Here is a 21,601-nt window from a genome sequence, read left to right as displayed (position 1 = left end):
CGCGGCACTACGCTGCGCCCATGAGCATGCTCACTCCCCCCGGCATGGGCGGCAAGTACCGCATCACGGGGGACAAATATCCCCGTATGAGGCGGGGTCGGTCGCGGGGCAGGATCGTGCTCGCGGTCGTCGCGTCCGTCGCCGCGATCGGCCTGATCGGCTGGGGGACGCTCCAGCTCGTCGACGTCTTCACGGGCGGCGGCAAGGCCACGGCGGCGGGCCCCGGCGCCACGGACTGCAAGAAGCGGCCGAGCGCGTCCCCGTCCCCCACCAAGTCCGCGGCCGCGACGAAGCTCCCGGCCCCCGCCCAGATCAAGGTGAACGTCCTGAACGCCACGACCCACGGCGGTCTGGCCAAGGGCGCCGCCGACGAGCTGAAGAAGCGCGGCTTCGCGATCGGCACCGTGGGCAACGCGACGAAGGCGTACGACAAGAAGGTCAAGGGCGTCGGGATACTGCTGGGCGCCAGGTCGGCGACCTCCGCGGCGCTCCCGGTCCTCGGCACGCAGCTGGCGGGCGCCGAGCAGAAGACCGACGGCCGCGCCAAGCCCACCGAGGTCGACCTGATCCTGGGCGCGGGCTTCAAGACCCTGACGGCGAAGCCGGACGCGGACAAGGCGCTCCGCGCGCTGACCCACCCGCAGCCCGCCGCGTCTCCTTCAGCGCCGGGTTGCTGATCAGGGGCGCGGGGACTGCGCGCTCAGCCACAGACAAAGCCGCAGACGCACCTGCTCGGTGAACGAGCAGGTGCGTCTGCGGCTTGTCGTGGGTTGCTCGCGCAGTTCCCCGCGCCCCTGACGGGGCGACGGGGCTCTATTCACGACGGGGCTCTATTCAGCAGCCCCGTACATACGGTCACCGGCGTCACCCAGACCCGGCACGATGTACCCGTTCTCGTTCAAGCGCTCGTCGACCGACGCGGTCACCACGGTCACCGGCGTCCCCGCCAGCTCCCGCTCCATGATCTCGACGCCCTCGGGGGCGGCGAGGAGCACCACGGCGGTGACGTCGTCCGCGCCGCGCTTGATGAGCTCCTGGATCGCCGCGACGAGCGTGCCGCCCGTGGCGAGCATGGGGTCCAGGACGTAGACCTGGCGGCCGGAGAGGTCGTCCGGCATGCGGGTCGCGTACGTGGACGCCTGGAGCGTCTCCTCGTCGCGCACCATGCCCAGGAAGCCCACCTCGGCGGTCGGCAGCAGGCGCACCATGCCGTCGAGCATGCCGAGACCGGCCCGCAGGATCGGCACCACCAGCGGCCGCGGGTACGACAGCTTCACGCCGGTCGTCGCCGAGACGGGGGTGTCGATGTCGACCTGCTCGGTGCGCACGTCCCTGGTCGCCTCGTACGCGAGCAGGGTGACCAGCTCGTCGGCCAGGCGCCGGAAGGTCGGGGAGTCGGTGCGCTTGTCGCGCAGCGTGGTGAGTTTGTGCGCCACCAGCGGGTGGTCGACGACGTGGATCCGCATGTCCTCAACAGTAACCGGGCCCCACGGCCACGGCGCCCCCGTGCACCGTCATCGCACTGGCACTGCACTGGCGCTGCACTGGCATCAAAGGCCCGCCCGGAGGGAAAGTGGAGAGAACTCGTCTACTGCGGGGGACCGGGGTGGTGGTGTGGCGATGCCGGACCAGGAGCGCCAGAGGCGGCCGGGCCGTGAAGAGCCGGAGCCCGCGGATCGGGCCGATCAGGCCGATCAGGCCGAGTCGGACGCCGAGCGCAGGCGCCGCCGCGCCGTGTTCCTGCGCGAACTGACCGAGGCGCGCGAGCTGCGCGCCCGCGTCCAGCCGCGCCGCGCACGGGCCGCGCGCATGCGCCAGCAGATGCGGATGCGCACCTTCCGCTGGTGATCAGCCGGTCACACGGCCGGGCACACAGCGGGGCACGCAGCGGGTCACACAGCAGGTTGCTCCCGGGTGACCCAGGGCTGCCTTGCAGGTGACGCGCCTCACATCGGCCACCCCTGTGCAGGGCCCGAGCGACACGCGCCGCGAACACAGCACGCGGAAGACCTCTCTTGACGGCGTACTTTCTGCCACGATTCCGAGAGGGCGGGGCTTGAACTGCATTCCCGCCTCCAAGACTCCGCCGGGGGGACCCCTTACCGGCACACCTGAGACCAGTGGGAGAGTCACGGTGTACTTCGCCGCACTGCTCGCGCGCACCGAAGACGGGTGGGAAGCGAGCGATACAGAGCTGGACGACGTGGAGACCCTGTCGGACCTGTCCGACCTGGCCCGCGAGGCGGCGGCCGAGGCCGGCGCAGAGGACGACACCGTCCTCGTCTTCATCGAACAGGAGGACGCGTGGTTCGGCGTCGTCCGCATGGACGGCGAGGACGACCCTCGCATCTACATCTCGGACGCCGCGGCCGCAGCACGCAGCAGCTACGGCGAGATCCTGCTCACCGACGAACTCCTCGGCAAGGATCCGGACGCCGAGGACGACGTCCTGGACGCCCTCGACCTGGACGGCACCGAGGACGGTGAACCGGAGGCGGCGGACGACGCCGACGACGCCGACGACAGCGGCGGCATCGGCGCGGAGGCCGTGCCCGCCGGGCCGATCGGGGACACCCGGATCCTCGCCGACCTCGGCGTCTCCGAGAAGGAGCTGCTCGCTCTGGACGGGACGGAGGCGCTGAGCGAGATCGCGGATGCGCTGGGCGCCGCGGAGGTGCTCGAGACGGTGCGCTGACTCCCCCGGGGGCTCCCGGGTTAGATTCCTGGCCGTGACACCCCCTGATCCCGATCCCGTACAGACAGATCCCGTACAAACCGATCCCGTACGAGACCCCTGGAAGCCGTCCATGCGGCAGGCCCTGGCCGAGGCCGGGGTCGCCGCGGTGGGCGGCGACGTACCCGTCGGTGCCGTGCTCCTGGCGCCGGACGGGACCACCGTGCTCGCCACCGCGCACAACGAACGCGAGCTGACCGGCGACCCCACCGCCCACGCCGAGGTCCTGGCGATCCGCCGGGCGGCGGAGGCGGTCGGGGAGTGGCGGCTGACCGGCTGCACACTCGTGGTGACCCTGGAGCCGTGCACCATGTGCGCGGGCGCCATCGTCCAGTCCCGCCTCGACCGCGTCGTCTACGGAGCCCGTGACGACAAGGCCGGGGCGGCCGGTTCCCTGTGGGACGTGATCCGCGACCGGCGGCTCAACCACCGGCCCGAGGTGATCTCCGGAGTGCTCGCCGAGGAGTGTGCGACCCAGCTCACGCGCTTCTTCAGAGATACGGATTTCAGACCACGGCCCACCTTGGGCTAGGATCTCTCTCGGTAGCGTGTCCGAGCGGCCGAAGGAGCTCGCCTCGAAAGCGAGTGTGGGGAAACTCACCGAGGGTTCAAATCCCTCCGCTACCGCTGACAACGCCCCTCTTCCTCGGGTTCACCGAGGAAGAGGGGCGTTCTGCATGCCAGTTGGGCTTCTCGCTGCCCTGTGCGTGCCTGCGTAGTCCTGTGCGTGCGTGCGTACGTACGCGAAGAGCCCCGGCGCCTGACCAGGGGCGCCGGGGCTCTTGTCCCGCTTGGGGCGGGGGAAGCGGCATCGGGGGGACAAGCCGCTTCCCCCACACGAGGACGGACTCCCGTAAGTTCGCGCCGCGTCAGGGGGGAAGCGAGCGGCGCGAACCCCGCAGTCGGGGGCCGTCCCTGCCCTTCGGATTCCTGCCAGACCCTCCGGGCTCACCACCCATCCTGCGCCACTTCTTCACCACCCGGTCGCGGCAAAAGGCCTGTGGCCATGGGTCGTTGGTCCTTAAAGGTCAGGTGAACGCATGGCCGATATAGACTCGCGCCCGGCAACAGGGGCCACATGGGGAACAGGCGCGGGGAGGCCGAGCGTGGTGCAGACGAAAAAGGTTGCTCTGTACGTCGCGGTCGTCTTCGTGCTGTACGTGATCATCACGGACCCCGCCAAGGCCGCCGACTACGTCCAGATAGGGTTCGAGGGCGTCTCGACCGCCGCACAGTCCGTCGGCGACTTCATGACCTGGGTCGTCAACGGCGGCAAGTAGCCCCAGCAGCCTCCAGGGAGAGCACAGCCGTGATCCGCCATCTGGTCCTCTTCAAGCTCAACGACGGCGTCAGCCGCGACGATGCACGCGTCGTCGAGGGCGTCGCCGCGTTCCGCGCGCTGGGCGGGCAGATCCCCGAGCTGAAGTTCTGGGAGTGCGACTGGAACATCACCGACCGCCCCATCGCGTACGACTTCGCGATCAACTCGGCGGTCGAGGACACCGATGCGCTCAAGCGGTACCTCGAACACCCCGCGCACCAGGCGGGCGTCGCGCTGTGGCGCGAGTTCGCCACGTGGGTGATCGCCGACTACGCGTTCTGAGGACCGGTCCTCAGCACCGGTCCTCCGTACGACCGAACGGCCCCCCGCCGGGAACGGCGAGGGGGCTTTTTTGCGTCTCCCCGCCCAACTGCCCCAACTTGCCCGTCAACACGTAGTTATACGGTGCTTGCACACAGTGCACATGTCTTGTGATGCTATGACCGCTTTTGACCGATGAGTTGACGGAAACAGAGGTGGGGTTGACCGTGCCGGCCAGTACTGCGCCTCAAGAAGCACCGCCCGAGGCACCGCCCGAGGTGCCGCCCGCAGCACCGCCCGCGGCACCGCCCGCGAAGAGCACCCGGGGCGCCGACACCCGGGCCCTCACCCAGGTCCTCTTCGGGCAGCTGAAGAACCTCCTGCCGGGCAGCCCCGAACACTCGCGGGTGCGCGGCGCGCTCATCGAGGCGAACCTGCCGCTCGTGCGGTACGCGGCGGCCCGCTTCCGCTCGCGCAACGAGCCGATGGAGGACGTCGTCCAGGTCGGGACCATCGGGCTGATCAACGCGATCGACCGGTTCGACCCGGACCGCGGCGTGCAGTTCCCGACCTTCGCCATGCCCACCGTGGTCGGCGAGATCAAGCGGTACTTCCGGGACAACGTGCGGACCGTGCACGTGCCGCGCCGGCTCCACGAGTTGTGGGTCCAGGTCAACAGCGCCACCGAGGACCTGACGACCGCCTTCGGGCGCTCCCCGACCACGGCCGAGATCGCCGAGCGGCTGCGCATCGGCGAGGACGAGGTGCTCGCCTGCATCGAGGCCGGGCGCTCATACCACGCGACCTCGCTCGAGGCCGCCCAGGAGGGCGACGGGATGCCCGGCCTTCTCGACCGGCTCGGCTACGAGGACCCGGAGCTGGACGGGGTCGAACACCGTGACCTCGTACGGCATCTGCTCGTACAGCTGCCCGAGCGGGAGCAGCGGATCCTGCTGCTCCGCTACTACTCGAACCTGACGCAGTCGCAGATCAGCGCCGAACTGGGCGTCTCACAGATGCACGTGTCAAGGCTCCTCGCCCGTAGCTTCGCGCGACTTCGATCCGCAAACAGGATCGATGCGTAGCTGAATCGGGTAGACCGGTCCTGCGGGCAATTTCCCGACAGGAATGCTGTCCCCTTCGGCCACACCCCTTGCTATCTGCGCGGATTCGCCCCATCCATGTCGACATGTCACTACAGCGTGTTGCCGACATGTGACATTCTGCGGGAACCGCGTTTGGCGCAGCCTCACGTCCGGTATTCAGGTGGAGGCTGCGCTCCTACCTGACGGGAGCGTCGCCGCGACCGTCCGCGACCTCAAGGGGGTGGCATGTCCGCAGACCAGGGCAGCTCGAAGGTGCTCACGCTCACGCCCGGCCCGTCCGGTGACGCGAGTGCGTCCGCGACCGCCGCGCTGATCGACTCTCCCGTTCCGGCCACCGCTGCGGCCGTTCCGGCGCAGGTGTCCACCGCGCCCACCGCGCCCACCGCGTCCTCGGGATCCATCGACACCCGCACCCTGTCCCGCTCCCTGTTCCTGCGGCTCGCGACGCTCGACGCGGACAGCCCCGAGCGGGGTTACGTCCGCGACACCCTCATCGAGCTGAACCTCCCCCTCGTGCGGTACGCGGCCGCACGCTTCCGCTCGCGCAACGAGCCGATGGAGGACATCGTCCAGGTCGGCACGATCGGCCTGATCAAGGCGATCGACCGGTTCGACTGCGAGCGCGGCGTCGAGTTCCCGACCTTCGCGATGCCGACCGTGGTCGGCGAGATCAAGCGCTTCTTCCGCGACACGTCGTGGTCGGTGCGCGTGCCGCGGCGGCTCCAGGAGCTGCGCCTGGCCCTGACGAAGGCGAGCGACGAGCTCGCGCAGAAGCTGGACCGGTCGCCGACCGTGCCCGAGCTCGCGGCCGTGCTCGGCGTCTCCGAAGAGGACGTGGTCGACGGCCTCGCGGTGGGGAACGCGTACACGGCGTCCTCCCTCGACTCCCCGGCCCCCGAGGACGACGGCGGCGAGGGCTCCCTCGCGGACCGCTTGGGGTACGAGGACACGGCCCTGGAGGGCGTCGAGTACCGGGAGTCGCTCAAGCCCCTGCTGGCGAAGCTGCCGCCGCGCGAGCGCCGGATCATCATGCTGCGCTTCTTCGCGAACATGACGCAGTCGCAGATCGGCGAGGAGGTCGGCATCTCCCAGATGCACGTCTCCCGGCTGCTGACCCGCACCCTGGCCCAGCTCCGCGAGGGCCTGATCGGGGACTGAGCCGCACCGGCCGGACAACCACGGTCGCGGGGTTCCTAATTGACGGAGCGTCAGACACACTGGCGCGATGTTGCGGACGTGGTTGCGTGAGCGTCGCGGGGTCACCGTCGGGGCCTCGGTGGCGGTGGTGTGTCTGAGCGCGGGCGCCGTCGCCGGGTTCGGTGGGAGCGGCGGTCCCGCCGCGTACGTCGCCGTGGGCGCGGCCGGTGGCTCCCCGGGCGAACCGGGGTCCAGCGTGGCGCCCACCGGCAAGGTGCAGCTCGTCCCGCTGGACTCGGACCCCGGATCGGACGCGGGCAGCACACCGGGCAAGGGCAAGAGCGGCGGGAAGAGCAGCGGAAAGGGCGCAGGGAAAGGCGCGTCAACGGGGAGCGGGGCCGGAAGCGCGGAGCCAGGGGCCTCCGGGTCGGCGGGCTCCCCGTCTGGCTCCTCGTCGGGTTCCCCCTCCGCCTCGTCGTCGCCGGGCGGCGGCCACGTGTCCCGGCCGAGCGGCAGCGCCGGTGCGGGCGGCTCGAGCGGTGCGGGCGGCTCCGGCAACTCCGGTGCGCCGAGCGGCGGTTCGACGTCCGGCGGGCCCGCCTCTCTGACGGTGAGCGAGCCCGCGTACAAGGACACCGACAAGCGCTGGTGTCAGGACGTGACGCTGGTGCTGCGCAACTCCGGTGGCAGCGCGGTGCGTTCGGGCACGGTCACGTTCGGGACGCACATCATCGGGGGTCTCGGGATCGACTGGGCGACCATCGAGTCGACCGAGAAGCTCCCCGCACCCATCGAGGCGGGCGCGGAGAAGAAGAAGACGTGGACCGTGTGCGTCGAGTCGTGGCGCGTGCCCCTCGGCATGCACATCGAGACCCGCGACATCTCCGTGGAGTGGAAGTAGTGGAAGTAGAGGTACCGAAGACAGCGGGTGGTGGGTCGGTCGCGACCAACCACCCGTCCGTGCAAGCTACTTGAGCGCCAGCCACGCCACCGCGGCGATCACCACGACCGCGACCACGATGCCGATGATCAGGCCGGCACCCGGTCCTGACTTCGCCGCCGCCGCAGGCTGGCGGGCCGCCGGCTGCTCGTCGACGAATGCGCGGAACATCTGGGTGCTGCCCGCGGGGTCGTAGTTGCCTTCGGGGCCCGGGCCCTGGGGGTTGTGTGCCATGGGGCAGGACCCTAGCGAATCCCCGCCACAGACGCCACAGGTCGCTCATCTCCCCCATGAGCTGCGCCTTTACCGATTCACACCTTGCCTTTGCCGCGATTTTAGGGTCGAACGTCCCTTTTCGTTTGCCTGCGGCAACCAACTGCTCCTATGGTTGCCGCAAGCAACAAATAAGGTTTCGGTCAGGGAGGTGCTGTGGCCGCACAGCGTCATTACGACGAGCTGGCCCGACAGCTGAGCGCCTTCGGCGCGGTCAAGCGGGACCTGGCACGCACCCTGCCCCACGACTGCCCGGCCGGCTCGGCCGCCGTGCTGACGATCCTCAGCCGCTACGGCGACATGCGGATGAGCAAGCTCGCCGAGCTGCTCGCCGTCGACATGTCCGTGGCCAGCCGTCATGTGGCGCACGCCGCCGACCGCGGCTGGATCGAGCGGCTGACCGACCCCGCCGACAAGCGCTCGCGCATCCTCACCCTCACCGCGCGGGGGCACGAGCAGCTGGACGAACTCAACCTGCGGACCACGCAGTTGCTCGCCGACCGGCTGAGCGACTGGTCCGACGACGAGGTCGGCCAGCTGATCGCCCTGATGACGCGGCTGCGCGACAGCTTCGGGGACTGCCGGACGACGGCGTCCCGTGCACAGTTCCCCGTCGCGGCGCAGGCACATTCCCCGATCCAGACCACCCGTACACCCGCGTAGACGTAAGAAAAGGAATCCCATGGCAACATCCACACCGTCCGGTGTGCGGGGCAGCCATGCCGCCAAGCACGGAGGCGCCGCCCCCGACGCCGGCGCACCGATGTCGCACCGCCAGATCATGGAGGCGCTGTCCGGGCTGCTGCTCGGCATGTTCGCCGCCATCCTCTCCTCCACGGTCGTCACCAACGCCCTCCCGGAGATCATCAGCGACCTGGGCGGCGGCCAGTCCGCCTACACCTGGGTCGTCACCGCCTCGCTGCTCGCCATGACGGCCACCACGCCGCTGTGGGGCAAGATGGCCGACCTCTTCAGCAAGAAGGCGCTCGTCCAGATAGCCCTGATCGTCTACGTCGCGGGCTCCGTGATCGCCGGTCTCGCGCAGAACCCGGCGATGCTGATCTCCGCGCGTGCCGTCCAGGGCATCGGCGCCGGTGGCCTCTCCGCCCTGGCGCAGATCGTCATGGCCGCGATGATCGCCCCGCGTGAGCGCGGCCGTTACTCCGGCTACCTGGGCGCGACGTTCGCCGTCGCCACCGTCGGCGGCCCGCTCATCGGCGGCGTCATCACCGACACGAGCTTCCTCGGCTGGCGCTACTGCCTCTACGTCGGTGTCCCGTTCGCGCTCATCGCGCTGGTCGTGCTGCAGAAGACCCTGCACCTGCCGGTCGTGAAGCGGAAGGTCAAGGTCGACTGGGCCGGCGCCTTCTTCATCACCGCCGCGGCCTGCCTGCTCCTGCTCTGGGTCACCTTCGCCGACGACAAGTACGACTGGCTGTCCTGGCAGACGTACGCGATGGTCGGCGGCGCGATCGTGCTCGCACTGCTCTTCGTGTTCGCCGAGTCCAGGGCGAGCGAGCCGATCATCCCGCTGCGGCTGTTCAAGAACCGCACCATCACGCTGGCGTCGATCGCCTCGCTGTTCGTCGGTGTCGCGATGTTCGCGGGCACCGTCTACTTCTCGCAGTACTTCCAGCTGGCCCGCGACAAGTCGCCGACCATGTCGGGCGTCATGACGATCCCGATGATCGGTGGCCTGTTCATCTCGTCCACCGTCTCGGGCCAGGTCATCACCCGTACCGGCAAGTGGAAGGCGTGGCTGGTCGCCGGCGGCGCGTTCCTGACCGCGGGTCTCGGGCTGCTCGGCACCATGCGCTACGACACCCCGTACTGGCGCATCGCGATCTTCATGGCGCTGCTCGGTCTCGGCGTCGGCATGATGATGCAGAACCTCGTGCTGAGCACGCAGAACCAGGTCGCGCCGAAGGACCTCGGTTCGGCCTCGTCCACCGTGACGTTCTTCCGGTCCCTCGGTGGTGCGATGGGCGTCTCGGCGCTCGGCTCCATCATGACCACCCGCATCACCCACTACGCCACGGACTCCATCGGCTCCCTCGACCCGAAGGAGCAGCTGGCGGCCGGCAAGGCGATGGGCGGCAGCTCGATCCCCGACATGGATCTGCTGCCCGAGCACATCCGTACCTGGCTGGAGAGCGCGTACGGGCACGGCATCGCGGACATCTTCCTGTACGCCGCCCCGGTCGCCTTCCTGGCCTTCATCGTCACGATGTTCATCAAGGAGGTTCCGCTGCGTACGTCCGGAGCTCTCGAGCAGGCCGCGCAGGCCGAGGCCGCCCCCGCGCCTCCTGCGGCCCCCGCCGCTGCCGTCGCGCCCGTCGAGGAGAAGGTGCCGAGCCTGGTGGGTGCGGGTGCCGTGCAGACCGAGCAGCAGCCGGCCGCGGTCGCGTCCGTCGCGGGTGACATCCCGGCGCAGACGACCGGTGGCGGTGTCCCGGTCCGCGGTTACGTCCGCGGCGCCGAGTCCCTTCCGGTCTCCCGGGCCGCGGTCACGCTGATCTCCCTCGGGGGACGGCAGCTCGGCCGGGCGGTGGCGCAGGGCGACGGCTCGTACGCGGTCGACGCCCCCGGCGCCGGTTCGTACGTGCTGATCGCCTCGGCGGACGGCTACCAGCCGCAGGCCTCCACCGTCGTCGTCGGCGAGGAGCCGGTCGGTTACGACATCCTGCTGAGCGGCACGAGCGGGCTGAGCGGTGTCGTGAGGGCCGCCGAGACCAAGGCCCCGGTGATCGGCGCCATGGTGATCGTGACGGACGTGCGCGGGGACGTGCTGGCCACCGGACTCTCCGGCCAGGACGGCGAGTTCACCTTCGCCGAGCTGGTGCCGGGCGCCGTGACCGTCGCGGTGAACGCCGCCGGGCACCGGCCCCTCGCGCTGCCCGTCGAGGTCGGCGGCACGGGTGTCACCCGCGTCGAGCTCGAGCTGAACTCCGGCTCCCAGGTGCAGGGCACCGTGCGCGCCGCGGGCCGTTCGCTGAACGACGCGCGGGTCACGCTGATCGACGCCGCGGGCAACGTGGTCGCGACGTCCACCACCGGTGACGACGGCGCGTACGCCTTCACCGACCTGGACGGCGGCGAGTACACGGTCATCGCGACCGGCTACCCGCCGATGGCCACGCACCTGACGGTCAACGGCAGCGGCGTCGACGGTCACGACATCGAACTCGCCCACCCGGGCGAGTAGTTGGGACCCGGGCTCCTTGAGCGGAGGCCCGGTGGTGGGAAATGGGCCCCGGACCCGGTGGCGTCGTTAACGGCAGGGGACGGCCGTGACGTCATCGGCCCGGGGCCCTTCGTAAGACACGGACGATTCGGACCTCAGCCATCAATTGAGGAACCCCGACGGCGGATGACCACGTCCGCGAGAGCGGCGCCGGTTCAGGCGCAAAAAAGGGAGATGTGGACGCATGGGACTGAGCGCGCGGATCCGTACGCGGGACGGGTGGGCTCTGCCGCACGCCGTCGTCACGGTGACCGACATGACGGGCGCGCAGGTGCTGCGGGCCGAGGCCGACGACGAGGGGGCCGTGCACGACGCGACCGCGCTCACCCCCGGCCCGTACACCGTGATCGTGACCGCCGTCGGGTACTCCCCCGCGGCCTCCACCGCGCTGGTGACAGCGACGGGGCGGGCCGAGGTGGGCACCGTCGTCCTCGCCCGGCAGGGCGGCGCCGAGCTGCCGCCGCCCGGGCCGTGGACCGTCGACCCGGCGCACTCCACGGTCGCGGCGACCGCGCAGCACCTGGGGATCACCAGCGTGCACGGCCGGTTCACCGACTTCTCGGCCCGCGTCGACATCGCGCAGGACGTCGACAAGTCGCGGGTGGAGGCGGTCATCAGGGCCGCGTCCATCGACACCGGCAACGGGATGCGCGACGGCCACCTGAAGTCGCCGGACTTCCTGGACGTCGAGAGGTACCCGGAGCTCACGTACAGGTCCACCGCCCTGACCCCGGCGGGGCCCGACCGCTGGACGGTGCACGGTGAGCTCACCATGCGCGGCGTCGTCCGCCAGGTCGACCTGCAGCTGAGCTACCTGGGCACGGGCGCGGACCCGTGGGGCGGCACCCGCGCCGCGTTCAAGGCGACGGCCGAGCTGAAGCGCGAGGACTTCGCCATGAACTACAACCAGGTCGTCCAGGCCGGCATCGCGGCGATCGGCGCGACGCTCAAGGTCGAGCTCGACATCCAGGCGGTCCAGGGGGACGCGCTGCCGCAGGTCTAGGGCCTGTCTTTACACTCCTGTCGTCGCCCGCGGGGCGGCCCGGCGGGGTTCCGCCCACCTCGGTCAGCAGCTGCACGCACAGGTCGCGGAGCTTGACGTTCTCGTCCTGGGAGCGGCGGCGCAGCACGGCGAGCGCGGTGCCCGCGTCGCAGCGGCGCCGCGCCATGACGACGCCGACGGCCTGGTCGATGACACCGCGCGAGAGCATCGCGGTGCGCAGCCCGAGGCCGGTCTCGCGCTCGTGCTCGATGCGCAGCGCCACGGCCACCGCACCGGAGGCCTGGGCGGCGAGACTGCGGGCCCGCTCGCGGTGGTCGTGGAAGGCGTCGGGTTCGCGCGCGTAGAAGTTGAGCGCGCCGTACGCGCCGTGGTCGAGGGTGAGCGGCACGGCCAGCATGGACCGCACCCCGCGCTCGCGGGCCTCGGCGGGGAACGCGCCCCAGCGGTGCTCCGCCGCCAGGTCCGGTGCGTGCTGCTCCACGCATTCGCGGGCCGCGGTCACACAGGGGCCGGTGCCGGCCTCGTACTGGAGCTGGTCGAGCCCGGTGACCAGGCCCTCGCTGACCGCGACGGTGTCGAGCCGGTCGGCGCGGCGCAGGGTGACGCTGCACACGCCGGGCCGCACGACGTGTGCGGCCCGCTCGGTGAGGTCCTGCAGGAAGCCGTCGAGGCCGTCGCTCTCGGCCAGGGACCGGTACAGGGCGGCGGTGTCCAAGGGGTTCCGGCTGTCGGCATGGTCGGTTCGGGCCGGGTGCCCGGCGGGGATCTCGGCTGGACTGCTCATGTCCTACGGGTGTCCCGCCTGCGCTTCCTCAAGCGTGCCGACCGGGTGCGGCCGCCTCCACGTACCGCTGCGCCAGGTCCCTGAGCTTGATGTTCTCCTGCTGCGAGGTGCGGACGAGATGGGCGAACGCCTGGGCCGCGTCGACCTGTTGGTGCGCCATGAGCAGCCCGGTGGCCTGGCCGATGAGGTCGCGGGTGCGCATCGCCTCGGTGAGCTGTTCCTGCACGGTGGCCGATTCGTGCGCGAGGGACACGTGGGTGGCGAGCATCCGGCCCACGCGGACGCTCGGCCCGTCGTCGTCGCCCGGCATCCGGCCGTACAGGACGAGCGCCGTCACCCGGCGCCGCTCGGCACGCAGCCGCAGGGCGAGCACGGAGCGCACGCCGAGCAGGGCGAGGCCCTGGCCGGGGCCCTGGACGGCCGAGGTGTCGGGCAGCGTCGCGGCGGGCGCGGTCCACAGCTTCTCCCACGGCAGATGGCTGTTGGTGAGGGCCAGGGCGCTGCGGGCCACGTCGTCGCTCCAGCTCACCGTTTCGGGTTCGAGGTCGTGGTCGACCTTGACGATGCCGGCGTGGTCGGCGCCGGGCACGAGGTGGACGGCGAGGCGTACGGCGGTGCGCAGGGTGGCGCGGGAGCCGCCGGGTTCGTGCAGCTGACGCGCGGCGACGGTGAACGCCTCGGCCAGCCGGAAATCGGCAGCAGAAAAGGGAATTTCGGGAAAACTGGGCGCAACCACCACGAACCTCTTCAGCGAGCATGACCGTATGGCCATGCGCGGGGAGAGCTCCGCAGCACATTCCCGACTGCGAGCGCAGGACGGGGAGGATTCTATCTGTTTCCTTAAAGAGGAGTGGAGTTGGCGAGGAGACGGGCAAAAGGCCTCCCGCCAGTGGTGAAATGGGGCCCGGGTCAGGAAGCGGCTCATCGTCCACCGACCGCATCACCAGCACCGGTTCGGCAGGTGAGTCCTGTGCCCGCATCCGCCCGTCCCCTCCGTCCCCTTCTTCTGGCCCCCTTCGACCTCGCGGACTGCACGCTGTTCACGTTTCCCGCGGAGATCGACCTGAGCAACGCGTCGGACCTGCTCGACGAGGCGCTCGCCCTCGCGGCCGACCGCGCGGGCCGGTCGCGGACGTTCGTCCTCGATCTGACCCGGACCCGGTTCCTCGACTCGCAGGGCGTACGGCTGCTGCTCGAGCTGCGCCGCGAGCTGCGCCGGCGCCACGACGCCGAGGCACGGGTCGTCGCCCTCGACGACGGTCCGGTCCACCGGGTGCTGGCCCTGACCCAGGCCCGGCGGGACATCCCCGTCCACGACCGGCTCGTGGACGCGCTCGAGGCCGGGTGATCGACGGCGGCGGCCCGGGAGCGCGGGCTTAGGCTGGGCCGCATGGCTCCGAACATCGCGACCAACACCCGTGTGTCCCTCGCCGAGTTGCTCGACTTCGTACGCCCGCGCCACCGCGCCCTGCTGATCACCGCCCGCGCCGACGGCACCCCGCAGGCCTCCCCGCTGACCTGCGGTGTCGACGACTCGGGCCGCATCGTGGTCTCCACCTACCCCGAGCGCGCCAAGACCCGTAACGCCAAGCGGAACCCGCGCGTGAGCGTCCTCGTCCTCAGCGACGAGTGGAACGGCCCGTGGGTGCAGATCGACGGCACCGCCGAGGTCATCGACTCCCCCGACTCGGTGGAGCCGCTGGTCGAGTACTTCCGCAACATCTCGGGCGAGCACCCGGACTGGGACGAGTACCGGGAGGCGATGGTCAAGCAGGGCAAGTCGATCATCCGCGTCACCCCGGACAAGTGGGGCCCGATCGCGACCGGCGGGTTCCCGGCGCGGCTCGGTCAGAGCCCGGACGTGCTTTAAGCGCCCCGCGCCACCAAGGCCTCGATGCCCGCGATCTGCAGATCGAGCGCGACCTGGAAGTCCAGGTCGCGCATCTGCTCCACCGTGTTGCCCGAGTCCAGGGCCGACATCATCTCCTCGGCCTGCTTGAAGTCCTCGGTCATCTCCGGCGGCACGCTGAACGCGCCCATCGCCTCGTGGACGTACTCGTCCTGCGTCATCCCCGCCTCGGCGCACCGCTGCACGAAGTGGCCCTCGATGGTGCCGTACCCGTACACGAACTGGAAGACGGACGCGATGGCGCCGCGCTGCGCCGGCAGCGACAGGCCCGTGCCCGCGATGATGCGCTGCACCGCGCGCGAGAACAGCAGGGCGTTCGGCCCGACGTTGAGGAAGTTGCCGGTCAGCGTCGACGTCCACGGGTGGCGGACGATGAGCGCGCGGTACTCGGTGGCCAGGTCCCTCAGCTGGCTGCGCCACTCCGCGGCCACCTCGGTGTCCGGCAGCCGGGGTTCGCCGAAGACGCGGTCCAGGGCGAGTTCGAGCAGGTCGTCCTTGGTGTCGACGTACCAGTACACGGACATCGCGGTGACGCCGAGCTCGCTCGCGAGGCGCCGCATCGAGAACTTGGCGAGCCCCTCGGCGTCCAGGAGCCGCACCGTGACCTCGGTGATCCGGTTCCGGTCGAGGCCGCTGGGCTGCTCACTGCGACGGCTGCGCGGTGTCTTCGCCCCGGGGCTCTCCAGCCAGACGCTCATCCGCGCTGCCTTCACCATGGCGCACCTTCCAAGGGGGTTGTCGTACGCGGGCGGACGGCCGGTTCCCTGCGGAATCCGGGCGTCCGCCCGCCACCGATGCTATGCGGAAGCCACCACGGCTGAGTCTGCCCGCTCCGCCCTGCGCAGCAACGCCGCCGCAAGGAGGCCTCCGACGAGGACGGCCACGGCCCCGACCAGCTGGCTGGTCTCGAGCCCGGAGGAGAACGCGTCCGCGATCCGGGCCTTCTCGTCCGCCGAGTCGGCCGACGCGAGCGCCGCGGGCAGGGAGGCCGCGGAGGCAACGGACACCGACACCAGGGTGGCGAAGCGGGCGTTGAGGACCGCGCCGAGGACGGCGACGCCGAGCCCGTTGCCGAACTCCGCGAGCGTGCCGTTGACGCCCGCGCCCACGCCCGCCTTCGCCGGCGGGATCGCGCTCATGATGGCGTTGGCCATGGCCGGCATGGCGAGGGCGATGCCCGCACCCATGACGATCAGGCCCGCCAGCATGCCCCCGTACCCGTCCCCGCCGAGCAGCGCGATCGCCGCGAGCCCCACCGACATGCACGTCATGCCGATGGCGATGGTCAGCGGCGTGCCCAGCTTGGGCACGAGACGGGCGCCGAGCCCGGTCAGGTTGAGCGCGACGACGGTCAGGGCGAGCGGAGCGGTGCGCAGGCCCGCCTCCAACGGCTCGTAACCGAGCACGAATTGGAGGTGCTGCGTGAGCAGGAAGAGCGAACCGCCCATCCCGAAGGCGACGAGGATCGCGCCGGACACCGCACCCGTGAACTTCTGGTTGCGGAAGAAGTGCATGTCCAGCATCGGGTACGGGACGCGCAGCTCCCACGTCACGAACGCGGCCATGACGAGGAGGCCGATCGCCGCCGAGGTGAGCGTGGTCGCGGAGGTCCAGCCCTTGTCGGGCCCGCTGATGATCGCGTAGACGATGCCGGTCATGGCGATCGTCGAGAGCAGCGCGCCGAGCATGTCGGGCCGGTCGCCCTGCGGGTTCTTCGACTCCGGTACGAGGGCGAGGACGGCGACGAGGCCGATCACCGCGACCGGGATGTTGACGAGGAAGATCGCGCCCCACCAGAAGTGGTCGAGCATGACGCCGCCGAGCAGCGGGCCGACGGCGAACCCGAGCGAGCTGACGGTCGCCCACAGGCCGATCGCCTTCACGCGCTCGGCGTCGTCGAAGATCTGCATGACGACGGCGAGCGTGGTGGTCATCAGCAGCGCACCGCCGACGCCCATGCCCGCGCGGGCGGCGATCAACTGCCCTGTGGTGGACGCGAGTCCGGCCACCAGCGAGCCCACGCCGAAGAGCGCGAGGCCCGTCGCGAGCATCTTCTTGCGGCCGTAGCGGTCGGCGGAGCTGCCCGCCGTGAGCAGCAGGCCCGACTGCACGAGCGAGTACGCGCTGATGACCCACTGGATGTCGGAGGTCGACGCGTGCAGCTCCCGGGTGAGGGAGGGGATCGCGACGTTCAGGACGGTGTTGTCGAGCAGCACGGTCAGCTGCGCGAGGCAGATGACACCGAGGATCAGCCACCGCTGCGGATGACCTCCGGCCGGTGCGGATTGCGTGGTGTTCTCGGCGCTTGTCGCCGTCATGCGTGCGTCCCCCAAGGTCGGTGTACGTCCGTTCGTCGTACACCGTAAGGGATAAGACATACGCTGTACAAGAAGGTTTTCCGCATACGGTTCCGGCATGCCGATACGCACCCGCACACTGCCCCAACTGACCTTGTCCGCGGCGCTGTTGACCCTGGTGGCGGGTGCGGTGGCGCCACCGGCTTCCGCCGCCACGACCGTCCCGCTGCGCATCGCCACGTACAACATCCACGCCGGGTCCGGCATGGACAACGTCTTCGACCTCGACCGGCAGGCGGCCGCGCTGCGCGCCCTGCACGCCGATGTGATCGGCCTCCAGGAGGTCGACGTGCACTGGGGCGTGCGCAGCCAGAACCTTGACGTGGCACGGGAGTTGGCGGCACGGCTCGGCATGCACGTCTCCTTCGCGCCGATCTACAGCCTCGACCCGGTGCAGGCCGGGGGACCGCGGCGCGAGTACGGGGTCGCCGTGCTGTCCCGCCATCCCGTCCGCTCCGCCGTGAACCACGAGATCACGCGCCTGTCGACGCAGGACCCGAACCCGGTACCGGCGCCCGCGCCCGGCTTCGGCGAGGTGACCCTGAAGGTGCGGGGCGTCCCGCTGCAGGTGTTCGTGACGCACCTCGACTACCGGGCGGACCCCGCGGTCCGTATCGCCCAGGTCGCGGACACGCGGCGGATCATGTCGGCGGAGCGTGCCGCGTCACCGCGGGCCAGGCAGGTGCTGCTCGGCGATTTCAACGCGGCTCGCTCCGCACCCGAACTGGGCCCGCTGTGGCGGGAGTTGACGGACGCGGGTCCGGCCGACGGCGGCACGTACCCGGCCGACGCGCCCGTGCAGCGGATCGATTACGTGGCGGTGGGGGAGGGGGTCTCGGTGCGGGACGCGGTGATCCCGGCCGAGGCGGCGGCGTCCGACCATCGGCCTGTGGTGGCGGAGTTGGCGGTATGCCGGTAGGAGCACGCCGATAGGAGCACGCCGGTAGGCCCCCCACCCACGTACCTAGCTGGGCTGGGTCAAGTCGTAGAACGTGGCGGAGCCGACCGTCACCTTCTTGAAGTTGTCCTCGACCCAGGACGTGATCTCGGCCGACGAGCCGGAGCTCGACCCGCCCATGCCGCCACCGCCGCCACGGGAGCCACTGGAACCGCTGGCGATGAAGTAGTGGATCCTGCCGTCCTCGACGTACTGCTTGAACTGGGCCGGCGTCGGGGACGGGTCCGTCCCGTTGAAGCCGCCGATCGCCATCACCGGGTCGCCGGTGGCGAGTTGGTAGCTCGCCTGGTTCTGCGAACCGACCGTGGCCGCGACCCAGGTGTAGTCCCCGGCGTCCTGCTCCAGCAGCGACTTGGCCTTGGCGCTGACCTCGGCCCCGTTGAGCAGACCGCCCATGCCGCCGCCGGGGAAGCCGCCGCCCTGCTGATTGCCCTTGCCGTTGGCGTTGCCGTTGCCCATCGGGGGCCGGCCCATCTGACCACCCTGCTGCGGTCCGCCCTGGCCTCCCTGCTGCGGTCCGCCCTGGCCGCCCTGGCCGCCTTGGCCACCGGGCATACCGCCACCCCGGCCTCCCCCGCCGCCGCCGGGCCCCCCGCCGCCCATCATGCTCGCCCCGGAAGGCCCGGCCGTGACGATCGACCCGGTGTGCCCGGTGTTCAGCGTGCTGAGGGTGTACGCGGTCGGTGCGGCCAGTGCGGCGACGAGGCCCAACCCGGCCGCGCTCAGCGCGAGTTGGCGGTTCAGGCGGCCCGCGAAGGCGAGTCCGGGACCGGCGACGAGGCCGCCGATCAGCACGGCCCACCGCAGCCACGGCAGATAGTCGGGCGTCCGGCCCAGGAGCACGTACCCCCACACGGCCGTGACGGCGACGCAGACGCCGAGCGTGGCCGAGGCCGTGATCCGGGCGCGTTCCTCCCAGAGCACCGTGGCGCCCATCCCGACGAGCGCCGCGAGGTAGGGGGCCAGGGCGACCGTGTAGTACTGGTGGAAGATGCCGGCCATGAAGCTGAAGACCAGGCCGGTCATCAGCAGCGAGCCGCCCCAGGCGAGGAACGCGGCGCGGGCCGTGTCGGTCCGCTTCGCCCTCCAGGTCAGCACGACACCGGCGACGAACAGGATCAGCGCGGCCGGGATCAGCCAGGAGATCTGGCTGCCGATCTCGGAGTTGAACATCCGGGTCAGGCCGGTCTCGCCCCACTGCCCGGTGCCACCGCCTCCGCCGCCCCCGCCCCCTCCCACGCTGCCGGTCTCGTCGCCGTTGATGCGGCCGAGTCCGTTGTAGCCGAAGGTCAGTTCAAGGAAGGAGTTGTTCTGGGAGCCGCCGATGTACGGCCGCGAGGACGCGGGCCACAGTTCGACGATCGCCACCCACCAGCCGCCCGCGACGACCATCGCGAGCCCGGAGAGCGCCAGTTGACCGAGCCGCCTGCGCAGCCGCGTCGGTGCGAAGACCGCGTAGAGGACGGCCAGCGGCGGCAGGATCAGGAAGGCCTGCAGGGTCTTGGTGAGGAACGCGAAGCCGACGGCGACGCCCGCCCAGATCAGCCACTTGGTGCGGCCCCGCTCCATGGCGCGCAGCACGCAGGAGACCGTGACGGTCATGAGGAGGGCGAGCAGCGCGTCCGGGTTGTTGAAGCGGAACATCAGCGCGGCGACCGGCGTCGTCGCGAACACGGCCATGGTGATCAGGCCCGCCGCCGCACTGAACCGGCGGCGCACGGCCGCGTAGAGCACACCCGCGGTGGCCATGCCCATGAGCACCTCGGGGACGAGGATCGCCCACGAGCCGAGGCCGAAGAGGCGTACGGACAGGGCCATCGGCCACAGTGCGGCCGGGGGCTTGTCGACGGTGATGGCGTTGGCCGCGTCGGACGAGCCGAAGAAGAACGCCTTCCAGCTCTCGCTGCCCGCCTGAACCGCCGCCGAGTAGAAGGAGTTGGCGTATCCGGAGGCGGACAGGTCCCACAGGTACGCGAGGCCGATGACGAGCAGCAGGCCGAGGAAGGCGGGGCGCACCCAGGGCGCGTCCTCGGGCCGCCCGCGCCAAACCCGGACGAGGAAGGGCTGCTCGGGGCGGCCGTGGCCGCCGCCGCTGTCGGCGAGGGGCGGCGGGCCTAGCGCCGTACTCGTGGCCGTCGTCCCGGTGGTCGTCGTCTCGGTGCTCGTCATCGGGGATCCCTGGGGTCGAGGTACGGGTCGTGTGCGCGCACCGGCGCCATCTGCGCGGTGGCGTCGTCCCAGGCCTGCGGAACCTGAGGAGTCGTGACGGAGGCGGCTGGAGCGGGGGCGGCCGGGGTGTCCGTCCGCTCGGCGGGGAACACCCAGGCCCGGAAGAGCAGGAACCGCAGGACGGTCGCCGCGAGGTTCGCCGCGATCAGGACGGCCAGCTCGGTGGAGTGCGCGGGGTCGCCGGACGCCGCGTTCAGGGCGGCAAGCGAGCCGCTGGTCAGGGCCCATCCGATGCCGAAGACGACGATGCCCTGGGCCTGGTGGCGCATCGCCTTGTCGCGGCCGCGCACGCCGAAGGTGAGGCGCCGGTTGGCGGCCGTGTTGGCGAGGGCCGAGACGAACAGGGCGAGCCCGTTGGCGACCTGCGCCCCCGAGAACGTACGGAAGCCGGAGTACAGCAGGAGGTAGAGCAGGGTCGACAGGCCGCCGACGACGCAGAAGCCGACGAGCTGGCGGGCCAACCCCTTGGGCACGCCCGGGAGTTGGCGGTCGCGCGGGTCGTCGCCGAAGGGGCGGGCGAGCCGGTCGAGCGGCAGCGAACCGGTGGCGAGGGCCTTGCCCACCCGCCACACGCCCTTCAGGTCGTCGGTCGCCGTCTTCACGATGTGCACGGTCGAGTTCGGGTCGTCGACCCAGTCGACGGGCACCTCGTGGATGCGCAGGCCCGCACGCTCGGCGAGCACCAGCATCTCGGTGTCGAAGAACCAGCCGGTGTCCTCGACCAGCGGCAGCAGCACCTGCGCGACATCGCGCCGGATCGCCTTGAAGCCGCACTGGGCGTCGGAGAAACGGGCCTGCAGCGAACCGCGCAGGATGAGGTTGTAGGCGCGGCTGATGAACTCCCGCTTCGGGCCGCGCACGACCCGAGAGGAGCGCGCGAGCCGCGAGCCGATGGCGAGGTCGGAGTGCCCGGAGATCAGCGGGGCGACGAGCGGCAGCAGCGCGTTCAGATCGGTGGACAGGTCCACGTCCATGTACGCGAGGATCGGCGCGTCGGACGCCGACCACACGGTCCGCAGGGCGCGCCCGCGGCCCTTCTGCTCGAGCCGGAAGTACGTGACCTCGGGCAGCTCGGCGGTCAGCCGCCGTGCCACCTGCGGGGTCGTGTCGGTGGAGGCGTTGTCCGCGACGGTGATGCGGAAGCGGTACGGGAAGGTGCGCACCAGGTGCTGGTGGAGTCTGCGCACGCACGCGCCGAGGTCCTTCTCCTCGTTGTACACGGGGATGACGACGTCCAGGACCGGCACGAGGCCGCTGCCCACGGGAAGGTGCTCCCGCGCCGGCAGCGCCCCGAACCTCGCGGCGGTGGGGCCGAGGCCCGCAGAAGAGTCGGTTCGCATGCCGC

Annotated in this window: 23 protein-coding genes and 1 tRNA gene; 16 read left to right on the top strand and 8 right to left on the bottom strand. The window is 70.9% G+C overall.

Going from position 1 to position 21,601, the window contains the following annotated elements; all coding sequences use genetic code 11:
* The first annotated feature begins 20 nt into the window (after window positions 1–20).
* Window positions 21–677, top strand: a complete 657-nt coding sequence (locus tag ACIBUY_RS15640; protein ID WP_365560623.1) for a LytR C-terminal domain-containing protein — start codon at window positions 21–23, stop codon at window positions 675–677.
* A gap of 153 nt (window positions 678–830) precedes the next feature.
* Here the strand turns inward: ACIBUY_RS15640 and upp are convergent, their stop codons facing one another.
* Window positions 831–1,466, bottom strand: coding sequence for a uracil phosphoribosyltransferase (upp, locus tag ACIBUY_RS15635; RefSeq protein WP_365560620.1), 636 nt, complete (start codon window positions 1,464–1,466; stop codon window positions 831–833).
* A gap of 154 nt (window positions 1,467–1,620) precedes the next feature.
* Between upp and ACIBUY_RS15630 the strand changes: the two genes are divergently transcribed.
* The 9 genes from ACIBUY_RS15630 to ACIBUY_RS15590 all read left to right on the top strand — a co-directional run bounded on the left by ACIBUY_RS15630 (window position 1,621) and on the right by ACIBUY_RS15590 (window position 7,460).
* The gene (locus ACIBUY_RS15630; protein ID WP_365560617.1) at window positions 1,621–1,848 is read left to right on the top strand and encodes a hypothetical protein; all 228 of its coding nucleotides are present in this window, start codon (window positions 1,621–1,623) and stop codon (window positions 1,846–1,848) included.
* A gap of 286 nt (window positions 1,849–2,134) precedes the next feature.
* Window positions 2,135–2,695: a hypothetical protein gene (locus ACIBUY_RS15625; RefSeq protein ID WP_365560615.1), complete on the top strand. Its 561-nt coding sequence runs from the start codon at window positions 2,135–2,137 to the stop codon at window positions 2,693–2,695.
* Window positions 2,696–2,807: 112 nt separating this feature from the next.
* Window positions 2,808–3,266: a tRNA adenosine(34) deaminase TadA gene (gene tadA / locus ACIBUY_RS15620; protein ID WP_365561225.1), complete on the top strand. Its 459-nt coding sequence runs from the start codon at window positions 2,808–2,810 to the stop codon at window positions 3,264–3,266.
* Window positions 3,267–3,276: 10 nt separating this feature from the next.
* Window positions 3,277–3,361: transfer RNA gene (locus ACIBUY_RS15615), tRNA-Ser, on the top strand.
* 479 nt (window positions 3,362–3,840) lie between these two features.
* Window positions 3,841–4,014 (top strand): hypothetical protein, encoded by a 174-nt coding sequence (locus ACIBUY_RS15610; protein WP_365560612.1) that lies wholly within the window; start codon window positions 3,841–3,843, stop codon window positions 4,012–4,014.
* A gap of 29 nt (window positions 4,015–4,043) precedes the next feature.
* Window positions 4,044–4,337, top strand: a complete 294-nt coding sequence (locus ACIBUY_RS15605; protein ID WP_365560609.1) for a Dabb family protein — start codon at window positions 4,044–4,046, stop codon at window positions 4,335–4,337.
* 167 nt (window positions 4,338–4,504) lie between these two features.
* A complete protein-coding gene (locus tag ACIBUY_RS15600) occupies window positions 4,505–5,401 on the top strand; it encodes an RNA polymerase sigma factor SigF (protein WP_365560606.1) in 897 nt (298 codons plus the stop codon).
* A gap of 246 nt (window positions 5,402–5,647) precedes the next feature.
* A complete protein-coding gene (locus ACIBUY_RS15595; protein ID WP_365560604.1) occupies window positions 5,648–6,580 on the top strand; it encodes an RNA polymerase sigma factor SigF in 933 nt (310 codons plus the stop codon).
* 67 nt (window positions 6,581–6,647) lie between these two features.
* On the top strand, window positions 6,648–7,460 hold the full coding sequence (locus tag ACIBUY_RS15590) for a hypothetical protein (RefSeq protein ID WP_365560601.1): 813 nt from the start codon (window positions 6,648–6,650) through the stop codon (window positions 7,458–7,460).
* Window positions 7,461–7,526: 66 nt separating this feature from the next.
* On the opposite strand, the gene ACIBUY_RS15585 is transcribed toward ACIBUY_RS15590, so the two are convergent.
* The gene (locus tag ACIBUY_RS15585; RefSeq protein ID WP_365560599.1) at window positions 7,527–7,733 is read right to left on the bottom strand and encodes a hypothetical protein; all 207 of its coding nucleotides are present in this window, start codon (window positions 7,731–7,733) and stop codon (window positions 7,527–7,529) included.
* A gap of 195 nt (window positions 7,734–7,928) precedes the next feature.
* Here ACIBUY_RS15585 and ACIBUY_RS15580 point away from each other — a divergent pair, with 195 nt between their 5' ends.
* The 3 genes from ACIBUY_RS15580 (at window position 7,929) to ACIBUY_RS15570 (ending at window position 12,019) form a co-directional block, all read left to right on the top strand.
* Window positions 7,929–8,435 (top strand): MarR family transcriptional regulator, encoded by a 507-nt coding sequence (locus ACIBUY_RS15580; protein WP_365560596.1) that lies wholly within the window; start codon window positions 7,929–7,931, stop codon window positions 8,433–8,435.
* Window positions 8,436–8,454: 19 nt separating this feature from the next.
* Complete coding sequence (locus tag ACIBUY_RS15575; RefSeq protein WP_399152827.1) at window positions 8,455–10,977, top strand: MFS transporter; 2,523 nt, start codon at window positions 8,455–8,457, stop codon at window positions 10,975–10,977.
* A 223-nt stretch (window positions 10,978–11,200) separates the two neighbouring features.
* Window positions 11,201–12,019: a YceI family protein gene (locus ACIBUY_RS15570; protein WP_399152826.1), complete on the top strand. Its 819-nt coding sequence runs from the start codon at window positions 11,201–11,203 to the stop codon at window positions 12,017–12,019.
* Here ACIBUY_RS15570 and ACIBUY_RS15565 read toward each other — a convergent pair.
* Together ACIBUY_RS15565 and ACIBUY_RS15560 are read right to left on the bottom strand one after the other, a co-directional pair.
* Window positions 11,964–12,803: a GAF and ANTAR domain-containing protein gene (locus ACIBUY_RS15565; protein ID WP_365560590.1), complete on the bottom strand. Its 840-nt coding sequence runs from the start codon at window positions 12,801–12,803 to the stop codon at window positions 11,964–11,966. The genes ACIBUY_RS15570 and ACIBUY_RS15565 overlap by 56 nt on opposite strands.
* Window positions 12,804–12,831: 28 nt before the next feature.
* Complete coding sequence (locus ACIBUY_RS15560) at window positions 12,832–13,539, bottom strand: ANTAR domain-containing protein (protein WP_399152825.1); 708 nt, start codon at window positions 13,537–13,539, stop codon at window positions 12,832–12,834.
* Between the two features lie 234 nt (window positions 13,540–13,773).
* Between ACIBUY_RS15560 and ACIBUY_RS15555 the strand changes: the two genes are divergently transcribed.
* Together ACIBUY_RS15555 and ACIBUY_RS15550 are read left to right on the top strand one after the other, a co-directional pair.
* Window positions 13,774–14,151, top strand: a complete 378-nt coding sequence (locus tag ACIBUY_RS15555; protein ID WP_399152824.1) for an STAS domain-containing protein — start codon at window positions 13,774–13,776, stop codon at window positions 14,149–14,151.
* A gap of 42 nt (window positions 14,152–14,193) precedes the next feature.
* Window positions 14,194–14,673, top strand: coding sequence for a PPOX class F420-dependent oxidoreductase (locus ACIBUY_RS15550; protein ID WP_399152823.1), 480 nt, complete (start codon window positions 14,194–14,196; stop codon window positions 14,671–14,673).
* Here ACIBUY_RS15550 and ACIBUY_RS15545 read toward each other — a convergent pair.
* Together ACIBUY_RS15545 and ACIBUY_RS15540 are read right to left on the bottom strand one after the other, a co-directional pair.
* Window positions 14,670–15,428, bottom strand: coding sequence for a TetR/AcrR family transcriptional regulator (locus tag ACIBUY_RS15545; RefSeq protein ID WP_399152822.1), 759 nt, complete (start codon window positions 15,426–15,428; stop codon window positions 14,670–14,672). The two genes, ACIBUY_RS15550 and ACIBUY_RS15545, sit on opposite strands and share 4 nt — an antisense overlap.
* Window positions 15,429–15,509: 81 nt before the next feature.
* Entirely contained in the window at window positions 15,510–17,030 is a 1,521-nt protein-coding gene (locus ACIBUY_RS15540) for an MFS transporter (RefSeq protein ID WP_399152821.1), read from the bottom strand.
* Between the two features lie 97 nt (window positions 17,031–17,127).
* Here ACIBUY_RS15540 and ACIBUY_RS15535 point away from each other — a divergent pair, with 97 nt between their 5' ends.
* The gene (locus ACIBUY_RS15535; RefSeq protein WP_399152820.1) at window positions 17,128–17,988 is read left to right on the top strand and encodes an endonuclease/exonuclease/phosphatase family protein; all 861 of its coding nucleotides are present in this window, start codon (window positions 17,128–17,130) and stop codon (window positions 17,986–17,988) included.
* Window positions 17,989–18,033: 45 nt separating this feature from the next.
* Here the strand turns inward: ACIBUY_RS15535 and ACIBUY_RS15530 are convergent, their stop codons facing one another.
* Together ACIBUY_RS15530 and ACIBUY_RS15525 are read right to left on the bottom strand one after the other, a co-directional pair.
* Window positions 18,034–20,196 carry a glycosyltransferase family 39 protein gene (locus ACIBUY_RS15530; protein WP_399152819.1) on the bottom strand — a complete coding sequence of 721 codons (2,163 nt, stop codon included), beginning with the start codon at window positions 20,194–20,196 and terminating at the stop codon, window positions 18,034–18,036.
* Window positions 20,193–21,596, bottom strand: a complete 1,404-nt coding sequence (locus ACIBUY_RS15525; protein WP_399152818.1) for a glycosyltransferase — start codon at window positions 21,594–21,596, stop codon at window positions 20,193–20,195. The genes ACIBUY_RS15530 and ACIBUY_RS15525 overlap by 4 nt, the downstream gene beginning before the upstream one ends.
* Window positions 21,597–21,601 lie beyond the last annotated feature (5 nt).

Origin of the sequence: Streptomyces sp. NPDC050085 (assembly GCF_044460595.1) — a bacterium.
GTDB lineage: Bacteria > Actinomycetota > Actinomycetes > Streptomycetales > Streptomycetaceae > Streptomyces.
This window is presented reverse-complemented; position numbering and strand designations above follow the sequence as displayed.

What these genes read in the sequence shown, in the direction of transcription:
- ACIBUY_RS15540 (WP_399152821.1), bottom strand. Translation starts at nt 17,030, where the DNA reads ATGACGGCGACAAGCGCCGAGAACACCACGCAATCCGCACCGGCCGGA.
- tadA (WP_365561225.1), top strand. Translation starts at nt 2,808, where the DNA reads ATGCGGCAGGCCCTGGCCGAGGCCGGGGTCGCCGCGGTGGGCGGCGAC.
- ACIBUY_RS15545 (WP_399152822.1), bottom strand. Translation starts at nt 15,428, where the DNA reads ATGGTGAAGGCAGCGCGGATGAGCGTCTGGCTGGAGAGCCCCGGGGCG.
- ACIBUY_RS15535 (WP_399152820.1), top strand. Translation starts at nt 17,128, where the DNA reads ATGCCGATACGCACCCGCACACTGCCCCAACTGACCTTGTCCGCGGCG.
- ACIBUY_RS15550 (WP_399152823.1), top strand. Translation starts at nt 14,194, where the DNA reads ATGGCTCCGAACATCGCGACCAACACCCGTGTGTCCCTCGCCGAGTTG.
- ACIBUY_RS15525 (WP_399152818.1), bottom strand. Translation starts at nt 21,596, where the DNA reads ATGCGAACCGACTCTTCTGCGGGCCTCGGCCCCACCGCCGCGAGGTTC.
- ACIBUY_RS15585 (WP_365560599.1), bottom strand. Translation starts at nt 7,733, where the DNA reads ATGGCACACAACCCCCAGGGCCCGGGCCCCGAAGGCAACTACGACCCC.
- ACIBUY_RS15565 (WP_365560590.1), bottom strand. Translation starts at nt 12,803, where the DNA reads ATGAGCAGTCCAGCCGAGATCCCCGCCGGGCACCCGGCCCGAACCGAC.
- ACIBUY_RS15570 (WP_399152826.1), top strand. Translation starts at nt 11,201, where the DNA reads ATGGGACTGAGCGCGCGGATCCGTACGCGGGACGGGTGGGCTCTGCCG.
- ACIBUY_RS15530 (WP_399152819.1), bottom strand. Translation starts at nt 20,196, where the DNA reads ATGACGAGCACCGAGACGACGACCACCGGGACGACGGCCACGAGTACG.
- ACIBUY_RS15575 (WP_399152827.1), top strand. Translation starts at nt 8,455, where the DNA reads ATGGCAACATCCACACCGTCCGGTGTGCGGGGCAGCCATGCCGCCAAG.
- upp (WP_365560620.1), bottom strand. Translation starts at nt 1,466, where the DNA reads ATGCGGATCCACGTCGTCGACCACCCGCTGGTGGCGCACAAACTCACC.
- ACIBUY_RS15630 (WP_365560617.1), top strand. Translation starts at nt 1,621, where the DNA reads ATGCCGGACCAGGAGCGCCAGAGGCGGCCGGGCCGTGAAGAGCCGGAG.
- ACIBUY_RS15590 (WP_365560601.1), top strand. Translation starts at nt 6,648, where the DNA reads ATGTTGCGGACGTGGTTGCGTGAGCGTCGCGGGGTCACCGTCGGGGCC.
- ACIBUY_RS15640 (WP_365560623.1), top strand. Translation starts at nt 21, where the DNA reads ATGAGCATGCTCACTCCCCCCGGCATGGGCGGCAAGTACCGCATCACG.
- ACIBUY_RS15595 (WP_365560604.1), top strand. Translation starts at nt 5,648, where the DNA reads ATGTCCGCAGACCAGGGCAGCTCGAAGGTGCTCACGCTCACGCCCGGC.